Annotated in this window: 17 protein-coding genes; 8 read left to right on the forward strand and 9 right to left on the reverse strand. The window is 72.1% G+C overall.

The window, feature by feature from the left end; all coding sequences use genetic code 11:
- Positions 1-10 precede the first annotated feature (10 nt).
- From AB0B50_RS22915 to AB0B50_RS22930, 4 genes are read left to right on the forward strand one after another with little or no spacing between them, the layout of a single operon-like run.
- Positions 11-1,795, forward strand: a complete 1,785-nt coding sequence (locus AB0B50_RS22915; protein ID WP_362334780.1) for a type I polyketide synthase — start codon at positions 11-13, stop codon at positions 1,793-1,795.
- A complete protein-coding gene (locus AB0B50_RS22920; RefSeq protein ID WP_362334783.1) occupies positions 1,792-3,042 on the forward strand; it encodes a cytochrome P450 in 1,251 nt (416 codons plus the stop codon). The genes AB0B50_RS22915 and AB0B50_RS22920 overlap by 4 nt, the downstream gene beginning before the upstream one ends.
- On the forward strand, positions 3,039-3,215 hold the full coding sequence (locus AB0B50_RS22925) for an MbtH family NRPS accessory protein (protein WP_362334786.1): 177 nt from the start codon (positions 3,039-3,041) through the stop codon (positions 3,213-3,215). Before AB0B50_RS22920 ends, AB0B50_RS22925 begins: the two co-directional genes overlap by 4 nt.
- The gene (locus tag AB0B50_RS22930; RefSeq protein ID WP_362334789.1) at positions 3,212-3,907 is read left to right on the forward strand and encodes a formyltransferase family protein; all 696 of its coding nucleotides are present in this window, start codon (positions 3,212-3,214) and stop codon (positions 3,905-3,907) included. The genes AB0B50_RS22925 and AB0B50_RS22930 overlap by 4 nt, the downstream gene beginning before the upstream one ends.
- An 83-nt stretch (positions 3,908-3,990) precedes the next feature.
- Here the strand turns inward: AB0B50_RS22930 and AB0B50_RS22935 are convergent, their stop codons facing one another.
- Positions 3,991-4,866, reverse strand: coding sequence for a ScbA/BarX family gamma-butyrolactone biosynthesis protein (locus AB0B50_RS22935; RefSeq protein ID WP_362334791.1), 876 nt, complete (start codon positions 4,864-4,866; stop codon positions 3,991-3,993).
- Between the two features lie 180 nt (positions 4,867-5,046).
- Here AB0B50_RS22935 and AB0B50_RS22940 point away from each other — a divergent pair, with 180 nt between their 5' ends.
- The 4 genes from AB0B50_RS22940 to AB0B50_RS22955 all read left to right on the forward strand — a co-directional run bounded on the left by AB0B50_RS22940 (position 5,047) and on the right by AB0B50_RS22955 (position 8,810).
- A complete protein-coding gene (locus tag AB0B50_RS22940) occupies positions 5,047-5,730 on the forward strand; it encodes a ScbR family autoregulator-binding transcription factor (RefSeq protein WP_362334794.1) in 684 nt (227 codons plus the stop codon).
- Positions 5,727-6,683 (forward strand): NAD(P)-dependent oxidoreductase, encoded by a 957-nt coding sequence (locus AB0B50_RS22945; protein ID WP_362334797.1) that lies wholly within the window; start codon positions 5,727-5,729, stop codon positions 6,681-6,683. The genes AB0B50_RS22940 and AB0B50_RS22945 overlap by 4 nt, the downstream gene beginning before the upstream one ends.
- Positions 6,684-6,940: 257 nt before the next feature.
- The gene (locus AB0B50_RS22950; protein ID WP_362334799.1) at positions 6,941-7,507 is read left to right on the forward strand and encodes a TetR/AcrR family transcriptional regulator; all 567 of its coding nucleotides are present in this window, start codon (positions 6,941-6,943) and stop codon (positions 7,505-7,507) included.
- A 157-nt stretch (positions 7,508-7,664) separates the two neighbouring features.
- Complete coding sequence (locus AB0B50_RS22955; protein WP_362334802.1) at positions 7,665-8,810, forward strand: transposase; 1,146 nt, start codon at positions 7,665-7,667, stop codon at positions 8,808-8,810.
- Positions 8,811-9,012: 202 nt separating this feature from the next.
- On the opposite strand, the gene AB0B50_RS22960 is transcribed toward AB0B50_RS22955, so the two are convergent.
- From AB0B50_RS22960 to AB0B50_RS22995, 8 genes are all read right to left on the reverse strand, one after another.
- The gene (locus tag AB0B50_RS22960) at positions 9,013-10,062 is read right to left on the reverse strand and encodes a transaldolase family protein (protein WP_362334805.1); all 1,050 of its coding nucleotides are present in this window, start codon (positions 10,060-10,062) and stop codon (positions 9,013-9,015) included.
- A 32-nt stretch (positions 10,063-10,094) separates the two neighbouring features.
- A complete protein-coding gene (locus tag AB0B50_RS22965; protein ID WP_362334808.1) occupies positions 10,095-11,120 on the reverse strand; it encodes a ketoacyl-ACP synthase III family protein in 1,026 nt (341 codons plus the stop codon).
- Positions 11,120-12,217: a VOC family protein gene (locus AB0B50_RS22970; RefSeq protein WP_362334811.1), complete on the reverse strand. Its 1,098-nt coding sequence runs from the start codon at positions 12,215-12,217 to the stop codon at positions 11,120-11,122. The genes AB0B50_RS22965 and AB0B50_RS22970 overlap by 1 nt, the downstream gene beginning before the upstream one ends.
- A 43-nt stretch (positions 12,218-12,260) precedes the next feature.
- Positions 12,261-13,046, reverse strand: a complete 786-nt coding sequence (locus AB0B50_RS22975) for an SDR family oxidoreductase (RefSeq protein WP_362334814.1) — start codon at positions 13,044-13,046, stop codon at positions 12,261-12,263.
- Positions 13,047-13,250: 204 nt separating this feature from the next.
- Positions 13,251-14,348 (reverse strand): alcohol dehydrogenase catalytic domain-containing protein, encoded by a 1,098-nt coding sequence (locus tag AB0B50_RS22980; RefSeq protein ID WP_362334816.1) that lies wholly within the window; start codon positions 14,346-14,348, stop codon positions 13,251-13,253.
- A gap of 16 nt (positions 14,349-14,364) precedes the next feature.
- Positions 14,365-14,790, reverse strand: a complete 426-nt coding sequence (locus AB0B50_RS22985; RefSeq protein WP_362334819.1) for a hypothetical protein — start codon at positions 14,788-14,790, stop codon at positions 14,365-14,367.
- Positions 14,787-15,596, reverse strand: coding sequence for a cupin domain-containing protein (locus AB0B50_RS22990; RefSeq protein ID WP_362334822.1), 810 nt, complete (start codon positions 15,594-15,596; stop codon positions 14,787-14,789). Before AB0B50_RS22990 ends, AB0B50_RS22985 begins: the two co-directional genes overlap by 4 nt.
- Positions 15,589-16,872: a sedoheptulose 7-phosphate cyclase gene (locus AB0B50_RS22995; RefSeq protein WP_362334825.1), complete on the reverse strand. Its 1,284-nt coding sequence runs from the start codon at positions 16,870-16,872 to the stop codon at positions 15,589-15,591. Before AB0B50_RS22995 ends, AB0B50_RS22990 begins: the two co-directional genes overlap by 8 nt.
- Positions 16,873-16,931 lie beyond the last annotated feature (59 nt).

The raw sequence follows: 16,931 nt of genomic DNA on the forward strand, positions 1-16,931 counted from the left end.
GAGCCTTTCCATGACCGAAAGCCCCGAGCAGGACTACGACCCGGGCGATGTGGCCGTCATCGGCATGTCCCTGCGGGCGCCCGGCGCCCGCACCAAGGAGCAGTTCTGGGACAACCTCGTCCACGGCAGGGAGACGGTGTCGTTCCTGGAGAAGGACGACATCCACGTCGACGAGACCCTGATCCACAGCCCGTTCTACGTGCGGGCCTGCGGTGTGCTCGACACGTACGACAAGTTCGACCCGTCGGTGTTCGGCATCAGCGACCGGATGGCGGCCGCGATGACCCCGGAGAACCGGCTGTTCCTGGAGAGCGCCTGGGAGACGCTGGAGGACGGCGGCTACGACCCGGACCGGATCAACGCCGAGATCGGCATGTACGGCGCCAACAACCCGCAGACCGCCGCCCTTTACAGCTCCCCGCCGGACCGCGTGTCGGTCGGCCCCGAGGCGATCGAGGCGAGCCTTGCGTGGTCGCCGGACACCATGACGTCCAACGCCCTGTTCTACATGGGCCTGACCGGTGAGGCCGTCACCGTCGCCGCGGTCTGCGCGGGCTTCCACTACTCGGTGCACCTGGCCTGCCAGTCGCTGCTGCTCGGCCAGACCGACATGGCGATCGCGGGCGGCTCGATGGTCCGGCTTCCGCACCCCCGCGGTCACCTGTGGGAGGAGAACCGCATCCTGTCGAAGGACGGCCACTGCCGCCCGTTCGACGCGGGCGGCACCGGCACCGCGCTCTCCAGCGGCGTCGTCACGGTGCTGCTCAAGCCCCTCGGGCAGGCCGTCGCCGACCGCGACCACATCTACGCCGTGGTCAAGGGCTCGGCCGTCAACAACAACGGCGTCAGCGTGATGGCCTACGGCCTGGCCCAGCCCGAGCGGATGAGCGCGTGCATCGCCAATGCCATGGAGGTCGGCGGCGTCACCCCGGACACCGTCTCCATGTACGAGGCCAACGGACTCGGCATGCCGATGACCGACGAGCTCGAAGTGCACGCGGCGAGCATGGCGTTCGGCAAGCAGACCACCACCACCTCGATCGGCGGCGTCAAGGGCAACGTGGGCCACGGCGGCGTGGTGTCCGGCGGCTTCGGCGCGATCAAGGCCGCGATGTCGCTGTACCACAAGACGCTTCCCGCGACGATCAACCTGACCGAGGTCAACGAGGACCTCGACCTGCCCAGCACCCCGTTCGTGCCGCAGCTGGAGACGGCGGACTGGGAGACCGAGGCCGGCATCCGCCGCGCGGGCATCACCTCGATCGGCGGCGGTGGCTACAACGCGCACCTGGTCCTCGAAGAGGCGCCGGCCCTCGCCGAGCGTGCCCCCGAGGCCGGGGGCAGGCCTCGCCTGGCGACGCTGTCCGCGCTGGACGACGAGGCCCTCGCCCGGCAGCGCGCACGGCTGAAGGACTGGCTGGTCGCCAGCCCCGACCTGCGTCTGGACGACATCTGCTTCAGCCTCAACCTGGGCCGCAAGGTGATGACCCGCCGCTGGGCGGCCGTGGTCCGCAGCCGTGAGGAGCTGATCGCCGCACTGTCCGGCGACCGGGCCGGTGGCGCGGTCACCGAGACCGCCGCGGCGCCGCGGGTGGACGTGGACTCCTTCCGGCCGGGCGACAACGGGATCGTGGCGAGCGGCACGGACGCGCAGGCGCTGTCCGAGCTGGCCGCCGCCTGGGTGACGGGCCAGCAGGTGGACTTCGACTCCCTGCACCAGGGGGAGAGCAGCCACCGGGTGCCGCTGCCCACGTACCCGTTCCAGCCGCGCCGGTTCTGGCGTACGGACTGGTGACCATGAGCTCACCGGCACTGGACACCCTGGACCTGGGCGACCCGAACACCTTCGCCGACCACGACCTCGACGCGTTCTGGCGCCGTCTGCGGGACACCGACCCGGTGCACCGGAACCCTCCGGTCGACGGCCGCCGGGGGTTCTGGGTGGTCTCCCGTTACGACGACATCATGGCCACCTACCGGGACAACGTGAACTTCACGTCCGAGCGCGGCAACGTGCTCGTGACGCTGCTGGAGGGCGGTGACGCCGGGGCAGGGCGGATGCTGGCCGTCACCGACGGGCCCCGCCACCACGCGCTGCGCAAGATCCTTCAGCGGGTGCTCTCGCCGAGGGTGCTCGACGAGGTCGCGGTGACGGTGCGGGCCAACACCCGGCAGTGGATCCGCGAGGCGGTCGAGTCCGGCGGCTGCGACTTCGCCGAGCAGATCGCGAGCAGGATCCCGATGACCACGATCTCGAACCTGCTCGGGGTGCCCGAGCAGGACCGGGAGTTCCTGCTCTCCCTGACCAAGACCGCGCTGTCGACGGACGGCGCTGACGCCGACGACGCAGCCGAGGTCGACTCCGAGATGGCCCGCAACGAGATCCTGATGTACTTCATGGACATCGTCGAGGAGCGTCGCGAGTCACCGGGCGACGACGTGATCAGCATGCTGGTCGGCAGCTCCATCGACGGTGTGCCGCTGTCCGACGAGGACGTCGTGCTCAACTGCTACAGCCTGATCATCGGCGGCGACGAGACCAGCCGGCTCACGATGATCGACTGCGTCCGCACCCTCGCGGCCGAGACCGAGCAGTGGCGGCGGCTCAAGCACGGTGAGGTCGCGGTGGACACCGCGGTCGACGAGGTGCTGCGCTGGGCGTCGCCCACGATGCACTTCGGGCGCAGTGTCGTGCGCGAGACCGAACTGCACGGCGTGACGCTGCGGCCCGGCGAGATCGTCACGCTGTGGCACGCCTCGGGCAATCGGGACGAGCGGGTCTTCGAGCGGCCCGGCGACTTCGACCTCGGCCGCACCCCCAACAAGCACATGGCCTTCGGCTACGGCCCGCACTTCTGCGTCGGCTCCTACCTGGCCAAGGTGGAGATCGCCGAACTGCTCCAGGCGCTGCGGGACTTCACCACCGGCTTCGAGCAGACCGAAGAGGCGCTGCCCATCCGGTCCAACTTCCTGACCGGGTTCTCCACGCTCCCGGTGCGGTTCCTGCCCGATCACTCCGGACTGAAAGAGGTCGACCGATGAGCGGCAACCCCTTCGACGACGGCGGCGAGGACGGCTGGCTGGTGGTGACCAACGCCTCCGCGCAGTACTCGCTGTGGCGCCCGCATCTGGACGTGCCGAAGGGCTGGCGGGTCGTCCACTCCTGCCCGGACCGTGACGGCGCCCTCGACTACGTCGAGCGGGAGTGCGGATGAACATCTACCTCTCGGGACAAGGGGCGTTCGCGGTGCAGGTCGCGGAAGCCCTGCTCGACGAAGGCCACAAGATCGTCGGCGCGGCCGCGCCCCGGCTGCGCAAAGGGCAGACCGACGAGAGCAACGCGATGTCCTGGGACCGCCTGCGCTCCTGGGCGTTCCCCCGGGACATCCCGTGGACGGACTCGGCCGAACTGCGCGCGATGCACATCCCCGACGGCGTGGACATCATCGTCGCCGCGCACTCGCACGCCTTCCTGGGCCGCCACACCCGGGCCAGGGCCTCCGTCGCCACCATCGGCTACCACCCCAGCCTGCTGCCGCTGCACCGCGGCAGGGACGCGATCCGGTGGACGATCCGTGACGGCGACAAGGTGACGGGCGGGAGCGTCTACCACCTCACCGAGCGCACCGACGCGGGTCCGCTCGCCGCCCAGGAGCACCTGTTCGTGCCCCCTGGCTCGACCGCGCAGAGCCTGTGGCGCGAGCATCTGGCCCCGCTCGGCGTGCGGTTGCTCCTGAAGGTGGTCGCCGACCTCGCCGCGGACCGGCGGATCGAGGTCCCCCAGGACGAGAAGCTCGCGACCTGGGAACCGGCGATGGACTCGCAGCCGCTGTTCAAGCCGGAGCTCATCGCGCTGCCGGGAGCGGCGCGGGTCGACGGCAGCAAGTGGGCGCTGCACGGGGAGTGAGGCTCCCTCGGTTCCCCGCGGGGTGGCCCGGCGGTGATTCCGCCGGACCGCCCCGCGCCGTTCGGGCACCGGGCCCTTGGGGCCTAGCTCGCGGGGGCGTCCGCGAGCGTCACCACGCAGGAGTACGCGACCGCGTCGTTCTGCTCGGCGACGACGCGGACCCGGGTGCGTCCCGTCAGGTCGTCGGGGAGGGACTCCGCCAGGAACCAGCAGGGGCTGTCGAGTTCGACGTAACGGGTGAAGACCGAGTCCATGCCGACGACCACGCTCGGCCGGGGGTGGGCCATGGCCTCGGCGGACTGGCGCGCGGCTTCGAGCAGCAGCATGCCGGGGGCGTGGTCGACGGGGTGGTCGAAGAGCACCGGGTGGGCCGTGTCGGCGCGCAGCTGCCAGCGGTTGGCGCTGTCGGTGCCGGAGAGCACGACGTCGTCGAAGCGGTCGCGCCCGACGGGTCCCGCGGGGGCGGGCGGAGCCAGCGGGATCGCACGGGCGTTGGCCTCGGCGATGTCGGCGTAACGGCCGCGCAGGCGCTCGTAGATGGCGCGGTCCTGGATGGCGAAGCGGGTGCGGGCCGTGGCCAGCGGGGTGCCGTCGCGCAGGGCCTCGACGTGCATGGTGATGGCCGCGGCCCGGGTCCTGCGGTAGGCGACGTCCGGGCAGGTGATGCGCAGTTCGATCTCGGCGGCGCCGTCGTCGACGGCCAGCGCCTCGGGCGCCAGGCTCCAGTGGAAGTCGTGCCACAGGAGCTGGTGGCCGAGCGGCACCTCGTAGGCGCCGTGGGATATGAGCGGCAGCGTCTGCCGAATCGTTTCGCTCAAGAGGAGCGGGTCGTGCAGGCCGTGGCGGGAAACGTAGAAGGCGTGCGTACGAGGCCAGTGAGCGGTGACCGTGAAGGCGTCGTCCCCCGTGCGCCCCCAGCGGTCGAGCAGGACTTCGTCCTGGTTTGTCTTGTGTGTCAAGGCCTGCGGAACAACCGTGGTCCGGTCCTGAGCGAGGTGCAACGACATGACTGACTCTCCCCAACGTGCTGTTATGCGATGCGACCGCGGTCCCCGGTGGTGTCGCGGGACCCGCTCGCATAACATAGAGGTCATTCTTTTTGTTTGTCGAGAAACGCCGAAAGACCAGGAGCCGCGAGCATGGCGCGCCAGATGCAAGAACGGGCCCAACGGACGCGTGAGGTACTGCTGCGCGCGGCCGCCGAAGTGTTCGACGAGGTGGGCTACGCCGGGGCCAGCATCAACAAGATCCTCGACCAGGCCGGGGTCACCGCGGGGGCGGTGTACTTCCACTTCAAGTCGAAGGAGGGCCTGGCGCGCGCGGTGATCCTCGAACAGGCCGCGGACCTGAAGTTCCCGCAGGAGCACGACGGTCTGCAGCAGCTGGTCGACATGACCCAGTACCTGACCCTGGAGATGCAGCGCAACACGCTGTTCCGGGCGGGTGTGCGGCTCGCGGTCGAGCAGAGCGAGTCCGGCCTCCAGGACTACACGATCTACGACTGGTGGACCGAGCACTTCCGCGAACAGCTGGTCAGGGCAAGCGAGTTGGGCGAGCTGCTGCCGGACGTGAGCGAGGCGGAGTTCGCCCAACAACTGGTCGGCTCCTACACGGGAACGCAGATCATGTCGCAGATCTCCTGCGAACGCGCCGACCTGCCGCAGCGGATCACCACCATGTGGCGCTATCTGCTGCCCGCCATCGCGCCCGCCGAGGTGATCGCCCGCCTCGACCTCTCCCCCAAGTCCCCCGGGGCGACCCCGCTCAAGGGCTCGAACCTCAAGGGCCCGAAGGCGGCCGAGGCCGAGGAGGCGGACGCGTGAACCCGCTGCGTGTGGTCCTCACCGGCGCGACCGGCTTCGTCGGCTCGGCCGTGCTCCGCGAACTGCTCGCCGCGCGGCCGCAGGAGGGCGGCGTACGGGTGCGGGCCCTGGCCCGCAGCGTGTCCGGCCGCCCCTCGTGGCCGGGCCTCGTCTGGGAGAGCGCCGACCTCACGGCGCCCGAATCCCTGCGGGACGTCGGGCGCGACGCGGACGTCCTGATCCACCTCGCCTCGCTCGTCAGCGGGGACGACGCCACCTGCACCGCGGTCAACGTGCACGGCACCGGGGCCCTGATGGAGGAGGCGCGGCGGGCCGGCATCGGGCGGATCGTCCATCTGTCCACCGCCGCGGTCTACGGCCCCGGTCCCCACAGCGGGCCCGACGTGGGCGAGATCGCTCCGGCGCCCACGTCCGCGGCCAGCCGTACGCGGCTCGAGGGCGAGTCGGCGGCCCTCGCGGCGGGCGGGACGGTGCTGCGGCCGGGGCTGATCCTGGGGCGCGGGGACCGCTGGGTCGTCCCCGGCCTGACCGAGCTGAGGACGCGCGTACCGGCACAGTGGGACGGCGGCCGGGCGCTGCTGTCCATGGTGGACGTCGACGACCTCGCCCGGTTGATCACCGCCCTGGCGTGCGCGCCGGGGGACGGGCTCCCCGGGGTGCACCACGCGAGCCACCCCGTACCCGTACGCAATCTGGACCTGATGACCCGTCTGACCGCTCTCGGGGTGCTCGATCCGGTGGCGGAGGACTGGACGTGGCAGGAGTGCCTGGACCGCTTCGCGCGGACGCCCGGCCGTATGTCGGAGCGTCAGTTCTCGCTCCTGGCACGCGATCACTGGTACCGCAGCGAGGAGATCTGGCGGGCGGCGGGATGCCCCGAGGGTCCCGGGCCGCTGGCGCGCCTCGCCGATGCGGCCGCCTGGTACAGGGATCAGCGGGCGAGCGCTAGATAGCTCCACAGAGGGCGGGCAGCATCCGCGGGGTCGGCCCGCGGATGCCTCACAGAGGGCAAGTTGCCAAAGCCGTGAGCGATATGGCTGATCATCGACGCCCCGGGCACACGGGTGGGATAACTTCCGGTTACCGCCGCACCACCGCCCGGAGGAGACGTGCAACCGTCCGCCCGAAGCCCTCTGTGCTCGCTTCTCGCACACCCTGCCCCGCTCTGCGCCTGTCCGCACTCGGCGCCCTGGTGAGCCAGGCACGAGCAGTGAAGACCCGTCGCGCCCTGATCGCGGCGGCAGCCGCCGAGTTCGACCGCAACGGCTACGCGGGCACGTCCCTGGCCCGCGTCTGCTCCGCAGCGGGCGTCACCATGGGGGCACTGACCTTTCACTTCCCCACGAAGGGCGATCTGGCCTCCGCCGTGGGCGACGAAGGCGCGGACCTCACCTGCGAGGCACTGCGGGCCACCGCACAGCGGCCCGCCCAAGGCCTGGGCACCCTGGTCGAGTCGACCGTGACGCTCGCCCGGCTCCTGGAGGAGGACGTCGTGGTGCGGGCGGCGGCGCGGCTCGGGCAGGAGCGCGCGGGCACCGGGATGAACAGCTGGCACGCGGCGTGGATGCCGCAGGTGCGCGAACTCCTCGACAGGTCCGCGAAGGACGCCGAGGAGTACGGCGATCTGGCGGGCATAGAGCTCCTGGTCATCTATCTGGTGGCCGGCGCGGAGGCCGCAGTACGGGCGGGGAAGCTCGACGGCAGCGCTCAGGAACAGGTGCGCCGCCTCTGGGAGTTGCTGCTCAGCGGCGCCGGGAACCGGTCCGCCTCCGCGTGAAGCGGGCGCCGCCGGGGCGCCACCGGCTCCGCGAAGGTACACACCAACCTCTCGAAGTTGTGAGCCAGGTACACCCCCGACGAGAAAAAATAGCGAGCGTTCTCTATTCTTTAGGGGTGTCGCCCGTGAGCGGGCCGGTACGAGGGAGGGAACGGGCATGTTCGTACAGCAGGAGACTCGAAAATCGGCGTCGCCCTCGGCCTTCGCCGAGGAGCTGTTCCGCCGGTTGCCCCGGGCGGATCAGCGCAGATGGGCCCAGACCTATCTGCAGGCGCTGCTCGTCACACCGGGCAAGAAGACGATGCGCCGCCTCGCGGCCTCCGTCTCGGACTCGCCCACCGCTTCCCAGGCCCTGCACCAGTTCGTCAACGCCAGCCCCTGGCTCTGGTCGGAGGTGCGCGAGGACCTGGTCTGGCAGGTCAACCGGTACGCCAGGCCGAAGGCCTGGACCATCGCCCCGGTGGTGCTGCCCAAGCGCGGCACCAAGTCCTGTGGGGTGCACCGCCGTTTCGCCCCGGAGCTGGGGCGCTCCGTCAGCTGCCAGCTGGCCATCGGCGCGTTCCTGTCGACCGGGGTCGGGGAGGTCCCGGTCGACTGGTCCCTGCACCTGCCCGGCGCGTGGCTGGACGACCCGGTGCTGCGCCGGCGCGCCCGCATCCCCGAGGCCGCGACGGCGCGCTCGGTGGCCGCCGGTGTGCTGAGCCTCGCCGACCATCTCGTCGCCCGCAGTCCGCACCGGCCGCTCCCTGTGGTGGCGGACATCTCCGGGCACGGCGACCCGGGCGAACTCCTGCACGGACTGAGCGCCCGCGGCCGGGAGTTCGTCGTCGCCGTCCCCCCGGGGCTGCCCCTCGTGCCCGACGGTCCGCCCCGGGGTCCGCGGTGGAGCGAGTCCACTCCCGCGCTCCCTGCCGAGCGGCTGCTGCGGGCGCAGGGCAAGGCCGCGGCCCGCGGCGGCCGGTCCGGCAGCGCGTGGGTGCGGCTCGCGGTGGAGCGGAACATGGACCCGCGGCCCTGCCGGCTCTTCGTCGACCCGCGCCCCGGTCCCGGCAAGCCGCGCACCGGACAGCTGTGGATCACCAACCTGATCCACCGGCCCACCGAGGAACTCCTCGGTCTGGTCCGCGCGCAGGCGGCCACCGCGGACACTCTGCACAGCCTGGCCGCCGACTTCGGCCTGTACGACTTCGAGGGCCGCTCCTACCCCGGCTGGCACCACCACATGACCCTGGTCTCCGCGGCCTTCGCCTACCACAGCCTGACGGCGGACCTGGCTCCGTCCGCCGCGCTCCGGTCGGCCTGAACCCCGGCGCCCCCTCCGCCACAACTCCGCGCTCGCGGGCGGCCCTTCACAGGGCGCCACCCGCGAGCGCGGAGTGCTGTCGCGCGTCCCGGCCCCGGAACGGCGATTCGGCAGCGCCCCGAAGGGGCGCGAGGAACCGCGCGACCGGCCACAACAGTGCGGCAGACGACCGACGGCATGCGCGGCAGTTCCAGCGCAGCGCCTACGCCGCCGCCCCCGACAACTCGCGGGCGGCTTCTTCGTGTTCCGTCCGCACGGCCGGGACCGGCGAGGCCGTCGCTTCGCGACCGGCGTGCGCCGTTCTCGCGAGGGTGCCCGCCACGTCCTCCAGGCAGATGTCGAACCACTTGAGATACGTACGGGTCCTCGCGGCGTCCGCGTAGTGGCGCCAGACCCGGTCCACGCCCGCCACATCACGCGCCGCCACCGAGCGCAGGGCCGGGGGCCGCAGGGCGCTGACCGTGCCCGTGGTCACCAGCTCCTCGGCGTAGAAGGCGGATCGGGAGGCGCTGTGCGCCGCGGTGACCCACAGCGGTCTCGGCTCAGGGACACCCGCCGCGGCGAGCGCTCCCCAGCGGGCCGAGCCGAAGGTCATGTCGTGCGTCTGGTGGGCGAGGCGGGCGGCCGCGAGGCCCGCACGGCCCCGCAGCGCCTTGGCCTCGTCGGAGCCGATGAGGTCGAGGCGGGCGTCGACCCGCTCGTCCACGGCGGCCACCCCGAAGGCGATCAGCGAGACGGGGCCGCCCGGGACACCACGGCCCCGGCCGCGCCCCGCGGCGAGGCAGCGTTCGAGGCCTTCGAGGACCGCGTCGGCCACGTCCCCGTACTGCCGCGGGGAGTGGACGCCCGTCACCTCCACCCCGATGCCCTCGGCCAGGCAGTCCGTGACCGCCGGAAGCAGCCCGGGGGTGCCGGGCAGCCGTACGACGAGATTGGGCCGGTCCACGGCCGCGCGCAGCACACGGGCCCGCGCGATCAGGGACGCCACGTCCGTGTCCGCCCCCACCTGGACCGGGACCGACACGAGCCCGTCGCGGCCCGCGCTCTCACGGTGCGTGGCCATGAGCCGCTCGCACAGCTCCTGGACCGCGCCCAGGTGCCACGAACCGGCAGGGCCCATCCGCACCCCGGTCGCACCGCTCTCCCCCAGCAGCAGCCGCAGACGGTCGTCGCCCGGAGCCGTCGCGGCTCCCTGGGCGTCCACCCATACGCTGACGCCCGCCCCGGACAGTCTCCTCACCGCATTCCTCATGGATGCGCTCCCCTCCCTCGCCCACGGCGATGTCACAGTCGTTCGAGAACGGCGCAGGTCCAGCTGAACCCCGCGCCCACCCCCACGAGCAGCACCCGCTCGCCCGGTGCGAGACGGTCCTCCTCCAGGAGCTTCGCGAGGCCGGCCGGCTGGTCGCCCGCGCCGAGGTGGCCGATCGTCAGGCCCCAGTCCCGGAGCGTGACCTCGGGCCGGATGCCGAGCGGCTTCAGGCACTGCAGCCGGGACAGCTTGGCGCCGAAGAACGGCACGACGACGGCGGCCATGTCGCTCATCTCCGCGTCGGCCGCAGCGAGGCAGTTCTCGACCGCGGTGAGCATGCCCCGCTCGTTGCGGGCGGTGATCTCCTCGACGGCGTGGTGCCGCAGGAAGCCCTTCTTGCGTGCGACCAGGTCGAGCGGCCCCGCCTGCCCCGCGCTGTCCCTGAAGGGCTCGTCCCCCCGGTGCAGTCCTTCGAGCAGCGGCTGCGACCAGGCGGCCGTGGCCACCAGGCGCAGCGCGCCGGGCCGCCGGGACAGCAGCACGGCCGTGCCCGCGTCGCCGAAGGCCAGGCCGCGGTCGGTGGTCCAGCGCGGGAAGGCCGGGTCGGCGAAGCGGTCGCCGGTGGTGACCAGGGCCGCGCCGGTGTCGGACACCGCGGTGAGCCGGGCCGCGGCCGTCTCCAGGGCGCTCACACCGCCGTTGGACATCTGCCGCAGTTCGAAGGCCACGCACGCGCCGTGCCCGAGGACCTGCTGCTGGACGTAGGCGGCCGTGTTCCAGAACTCCAGGCCCTGGTACCAGCAGTCGGCGTGGATGAGCAGCCCCACGTCCAGCGGGTCGCGCCCGCTCGCCGCGAGCGCCTTCCCGCCCGCGGCGACGGCGAGTTCGGGTCCGCTGCGGTCCCGGCTGACCGAGACCGACACCTGTCGGCTCGTCTCGGCCTCCTCGGCGTCCAACAGGCCCGCGGCTACCGCCTCCTGGCTGGTCTGGGCCGTGCCGAGGGCCACCGCCGCGCTCTCCACATAGATGTCGTGCCAGCGCACGGCTCCCCGCGCCATCAGCGGTCGCTCCACCGCGGGCTGGGGCCGAACCTGCGGGCCGCCGTCTCCTTCTCGTACGGCATGCCCGGCGGCATGTTGAGCACCTCGAGCTGGAAGCCGCCGACGCCGCGGAAGTAGACCCAGCGGTCGCCGTCGATCGGGCCGCCGTCCTCGATGAGCTGGGGCTCGCCGAGCACCTCGGCGCCCGGCAGCTCGGCGAGCCAGGCCGCGGCGCGCGCCACGTCGTCGACGAAGAACGCCAGGTGGTGGCCGCCGACGTCGCTGTTGCGCGGGCGCTCGATCCGCTGCCCCTCGATCTCGCAGCTGCTCAGTTCGAGGTTGGTGACCGGGCCGAGCCGGATCACGGCGGTCTCGATACGGAAGGGGCGGTCGACACCGAACTGGCCTGCCGCCAGGGCCTCGTCGACCGACCTCGCGGAGCGGTGGACGAGTTCGCCGCCGATCGGTCCGGTGAAGAAGGCGACCGCCTCGTCCAGGTCCTCGACGGTGTAGCCGACGTGGTCGACGCCGCGCGCGGTGGGCAGGCCGGGGCCGCTCCAGTCCTCGGCGGGCCGGTAGACGCGGGCCTCGGTCCCGCTCTCGTACGGCAACTCGGCGGCGACCTCGCGCAGTTCGAGACGGAGCCCGCCGTCGGTCAGGACGTGGATCCAGCGGTTGCCCGCGGTCGGCCCCTCCGTCTCGGTGCGGGGCTCGCCGAGGACACGTACGCCCTCCTCCTCGCTGAGCCGGTCGAGGGCGAGGTCCAGGTCGCCGACGTGGATGCCGATGTGGTGGCCGCCGACATCGGTGAACTCCGGTACGCGGGTGCGCTGTTCGGGGGCGGTGTACTGGAACAGCTCCAGGTTGCTCACCGGGCCGAAGCGCAGCATCGCGATGTGCGTGCTCGCGCGGGGGTGGACGCCGAGCTGGCGCGTCATCCAGTCGCTGTCCGGCTCCTCGACCGGGCCGAGCCGGTAGAGCAGTTCGGCGCCGAGGACGCGGGTGAAGAGGTCCACCGCGCGGTCGAGGTCGGGCACGGTGTACGCGTAGTGGTCCACGTTGCGCAGGGTGGGAATGACGGCGACGGGCGCCTCGGTCGCCAGGGATGCTGACACGGTGTGCTCCAGAGGAGAGTCGGGTGGGGCCGGGCTGCGGGGCTCAGACGCTGCCCGCGTGGGCGGCGTTGGCGACGGCGGCGGTCAGCGCCATGCCACCGTCGACGAGGGTCGAGGTGCCGGTCGTGTAGGCGGCCTCGGGCGAGGCCAGATACGCGACGAGCGCGGCCACTTCCTCCGGGCGCCCCGGACGGCCCGCCGGGATCGCCGGGCGGGCGATCTGCGCGGCGTCCATGCCGGTGGGGACGTTGTTCATGGGCGTGGCGGTCTCGCCGGGCGCCACCGCGTTGACCGTGATGCCGTGCGGGGCGAGGTCGAGGGCCATGGCCTTGGTCAGCGCGCCGAGTCCGCCCTTGGCGGCGCAGTACGTGCTGCCCTCGCCGATCGGCAGGTGCTCGTGGACGCTGGTGATGTTGATGATCCGGCCGCCCCTGCCCTGCGCGATCATCTGCCGCGCGGCGACCTGGGAGAGGTGGAAGGGGCTGGTCAGGTTGACCGTGAGGACGCGCTGCCAGTCCTCAAGGGTCTCCTCGGTCACGGACGCGCGGCGGTTGATGCCCGCGTTGTTCACCAGGACGTCGATGCCGCCGACGGTCTCCGCCGTCTCCCGGAGCGCCTCGCCCGCGGCCTCGGGATCGGACAGGTCGAGGCCGAGGGTGTGGGCGTCCACCCCGTGTCGTACGGCGATGGTGTCGGCGAGCTCCTTGGCGGCCGCGGCCTGCCGGCCGTACCCGACCACGAGGTCGTGTCCTGCCGCGCCCAGGGCCTGGGCGACCGCGGCGCCGATACCCGAACTGGCTCCGGTGACAAAGGCGATGGGTCGGGACATGAGTGTGTGCCCTTTCTGATGAGTACGAGGGGAGGGGGAGAGGAGGAGAGGGGGAAGGGAGAAGGAGGAGGGCAGGAAGAGGAAAGGAAGAGGAAAGGGAGAGGAAAGGGAGAGGAAAGGAAGAGGCGGCCCCGCCCCCGCCCCCGGCACCGCGTGGGGATACGGCGCCGGGGTCAGGTGTGCGGGGGCGGGGACCGCCTCGGCTCAGGGGCGGGACGTCACCGAGAGGGCGACCTTGGGTGCGGCCCTGCGGCCGTTCTCCAGGAGGTCGAAGGCCTCGTCGGCGGCGGCCAGCGGGAAGACGTCCGCGATCATGCCCTTGGCGGTCAGGACGCCTTCCTCGAAGAGCCGCAGCGCGCGCTCGTAGTAGTCGAGCCCGTGCCGGACGCCGACCATGGTGACGCCGCGCAGCACCATCTCGGCCGCGTCGACCGAGGGCAGCGTCGCGTTCGGCACGCCGACCGCGGCGATGCGGCCGCCGATGTCGGCGACGCGCAGCGACTCCAGGAGTGCGGAGACCGCGCCGGACGCCTCGATGACGACGTCGTAGCGGCCGTCCTTGGCCTCGCCCGGCAGGAAGGCGTGTTCGGCGCCCATGCGCAGCGCGGTGCCGATGCCGGCGTCGTCGACACCGACCACGTCGACCGTGCCCGCGACCCGGCGGGCCATCTGCACGGCGAGCAGCCCCATGGTGCCGGTGCCCATGACCAGGACGCGCTCGCCGGGGAAGACGCCGACCTTGTCCAGCGCGGCGAGGACGGTGACGGCGGGTTCGGCCAGGGCGGCGGCGAAGTCGTCGACGCCCGGCGGAACCTTGGTCAGCGACTGGGCGGGCAGCCGGATGAACTCCGCGGCCGCGCCCTGCTGGCCGTACAGGCCGACCTCCTTGAGCTGGGAGCACTCGTTGCGGTGGCCGCGCTGACAGGCCCGGCAGCCGCCGCAGGAGAGCATCGTCTGGCCGACGACGCGGTCGCCGATCTCCAGCTGCCGCGAGTACTGGCAGTTGCCCGCGATGGCGACGACCCGGCCCACCCACTCGTGGCCGAACACGTGCGGCATGACGGCGCGGCCGTCCTTGACGTAGCTGGCGGTGCCGTGCAGCAGTTCCAGGTCGGTGCCGCAGATGCCGACGGTGGTCGGCGCGACGAGTACGTAGCCCAGTTCGGGCCCCGGTATCTCCAGCTGCACCGGGCCGACCTTGCCTGCCTCCAGGACGGCCGCGGCGGTCATGGAGCCGTTCGGCCAGCGGCCGCACAGCAGGTCGTCGGTGGGTGGCAGCACCTTGTCGTGGTGTTCGCTCAAAGCATCCCCTCCTGGGTCAGGGCCCGTCTGATTCCGGGCGGAAAATCGCGGTCTGCTCGTGGGCCGGGAGCTCCGGCACACGGGCGGGCAACTCGGCGGTGATCTCGGTGGGCAGGACGCGTACGACGGCGAGGTTCAGGCCGTCGCCTCCCGCGGTCACGCGCAGCGCGGAGCGGGCGGGGACGAGCAGGACGCTCCCGGGGTCCAGCGGGCGCCGTCCCGCCTCGTCGTCCACCGTGCCCCGCCCGGCGACGACGTAGAGGGTCACCTCGGTGCCGTGGTCGGCGTCGTGCGACCAGCCGGTGTCGGGGGCGAGCCGAATCTGCTCGAAGGCCTCGCACTCGCTGTGCAGCATGCCGCGGCGGGCCAGGCACCTCCAGGTGCTCTCCGGCGCGCCGGGCCGCAGGTAACGCGCGGGCAGGTCCTGGCTGTTGACGATCATCGGCCGGACTCCGCGGCGGGGACGGCGAGTTCGGCGTGGAAGAGCTCCAGCTCCCCCTCGCGGTCGGCGCCGACGCGGGCCCGGGTGCCGAGCGGCAGGGTGACGGCGGTGCCGGGGCGCAGCTCCGCGGTGCCCGCGCCGTTGTCGACCCAGCCGGTGCCGGAGAGGACGAACACCATGTGCTCGCAGCCCTCGGCGGCCAGTTCGGTGGTCCCGGACGCGGGGACGGTCTCGATGGCGACGGTGCGCAGGGGGCCGGTGAAGACACCGGACGGGTCGACGGAGCGCTCTGCGCGCAGGTCGTGGAGGCGGGCTCGCACTTCGGTCTCCTTCAGCGGGTTCGCGGAGGTCGCGGTGTCCGCGGGGTTCTGGTGGCCTGCGAACGAGGGGCGGTCGGCGGCGAGCGCGGCGGCGAACTGCGGCGAACGCATCTCGATGACCAGCCAGTTGAGGTCGTCGGGGCCGGTGTTGCGCAGGCCGTGGACGGTGCCGAGGCCGGTGAGGATCAGCGTTCCCGGCCCGACGGGGTGCCCGACGCCGTTCAGGTACATCTCGCCCTGGCCGGAGAGGATGAAGTAGATCTCCTCGGTGCGGGTGTGCCGGTGTTCGCCGCTGACGCCGCCCGCCGGGATACCGGCCCATTCGACGGCTTCCCAGTCGCCGCGCAGGTCCGCGCCCGACGCGAGGCACTTCCACCAGGTGACCCCCGTGGTGCCGTGCACTCCGTGGATCTCGGCGGGGCCCGTGACATCGCCGACGACGACGGCGTCGCGGGCCCCGGCCGGTGCGTACAGGAGGTCAGACACGACCGCCCTCCCTGTCCTGCGCGAGGTCCTGCGCCAGGCCCTGCGCCAGGCCCTGGGCGAGGTCCCCCAACTCGGCGACGGCATCCAGCAGTTCACGCTCGGTCAGGTCGTTGACGAAGACGGCTTCGCCGATGCCGTGGGGCAGCGGGAGGCGCTGGAGGCCGTCGCGGTGCCGGACGGTGTCGAGCAGCGCGGCGGTCAGCAGCTCGGGCTGGTTCAACAGCTCGTCCCAGACGGGCAGTTCGAGGGAGCGCATCACGGCGAGGACGCGGTCGCGGTCCACGGTGTCGACGAGGCCGCGGCGGTGCGCGATGACGGTGGTCAGCGCCATGTCGATGCAGACCGCCTCGCCGTGCAGCAGCTCGGGCAGGGCCCGCATCTCCACGGTCGGGCTGAAGGTGTGGCCGTAGTCGACGCAGCGCTCCAGCGTGGTCTCCCACAGGTTGGGCTGGAGCTCTTCGAGCATGCCGTGGATGGCTCGGCGCACCACCTCGCGGGCCACATCCTCGCCCTGCTCGCACTCGCCCTGGAACTTCTCGTCGAGCAGCAGCGGGCCGTGCTCCTCCAGGAGCCGGAAGAGCCGTACGTCCTTGATCAGTGCGATCTTGAGGATCTCGGCGAGCCCGTTGCCGATGTGGCGGCGGTCGATGGTGGAGAGGAAGGACCGGTCGAGCAGGGTGAGGTCGGCCGGGAAGTAGGTGCCCAGGCGGTTCTTGTGTCCGTTGAAGTTGACCCCCGTCTTGGCGCCGACTCCGGCGTCGACCAGGCCGATCAGCGTGGTGGGCACCCGGATGAAGGGGGTGCCGCGCCGGTAGAGGCTGCTGGCGAGGCCGACGATGTCCATGAGGACGCCGCCGCCGATGACGATGACCGGCTCGCGCCTGCGGTCGATGCCGAACGCGTCGAGCTCGCGGACGACGCGCGCCGTGGTGTCGAAGTCCTTGACCGTCTCGTTGGCCGGGACGACGCACAGGTGGTACTCGACGTCGTGGTAGTCGAAGTAGGCGCGGATGCGACTGCCGTGCAGCAGATCGACATTGGCGTCCAGGACGACGAATCTGCGGGTGCGCTGCCCCGGGGCGCCCGCCGGCTCCAGGAGGTCGGTCCGCGTGAGGTCGAAGAGCCCGTCCGCGACCCTGACTTCGTAGCTGACCGGCTTGGTCGCACGGACCGTCCAGGAGTCGATCCGCTCGCTGTAGGCGTACAGGCCGGGACCGGACAGAGCCTGCGCCGAGTCGCCGGTCAGGCCCACGAGCTCAGAGCTGGACACAGACATGAATCACCTCTCGTTGATGCGGACTTGGGGGGGATCTGCCAGGAGAATGTCGATCATTT

The sequence above is a fragment of the Streptomyces sp. NPDC041068 genome, assembly GCF_040647455.1.
In the GTDB taxonomy this organism is placed as follows: Bacteria; Actinomycetota; Actinomycetes; order Streptomycetales; family Streptomycetaceae; genus Streptomyces.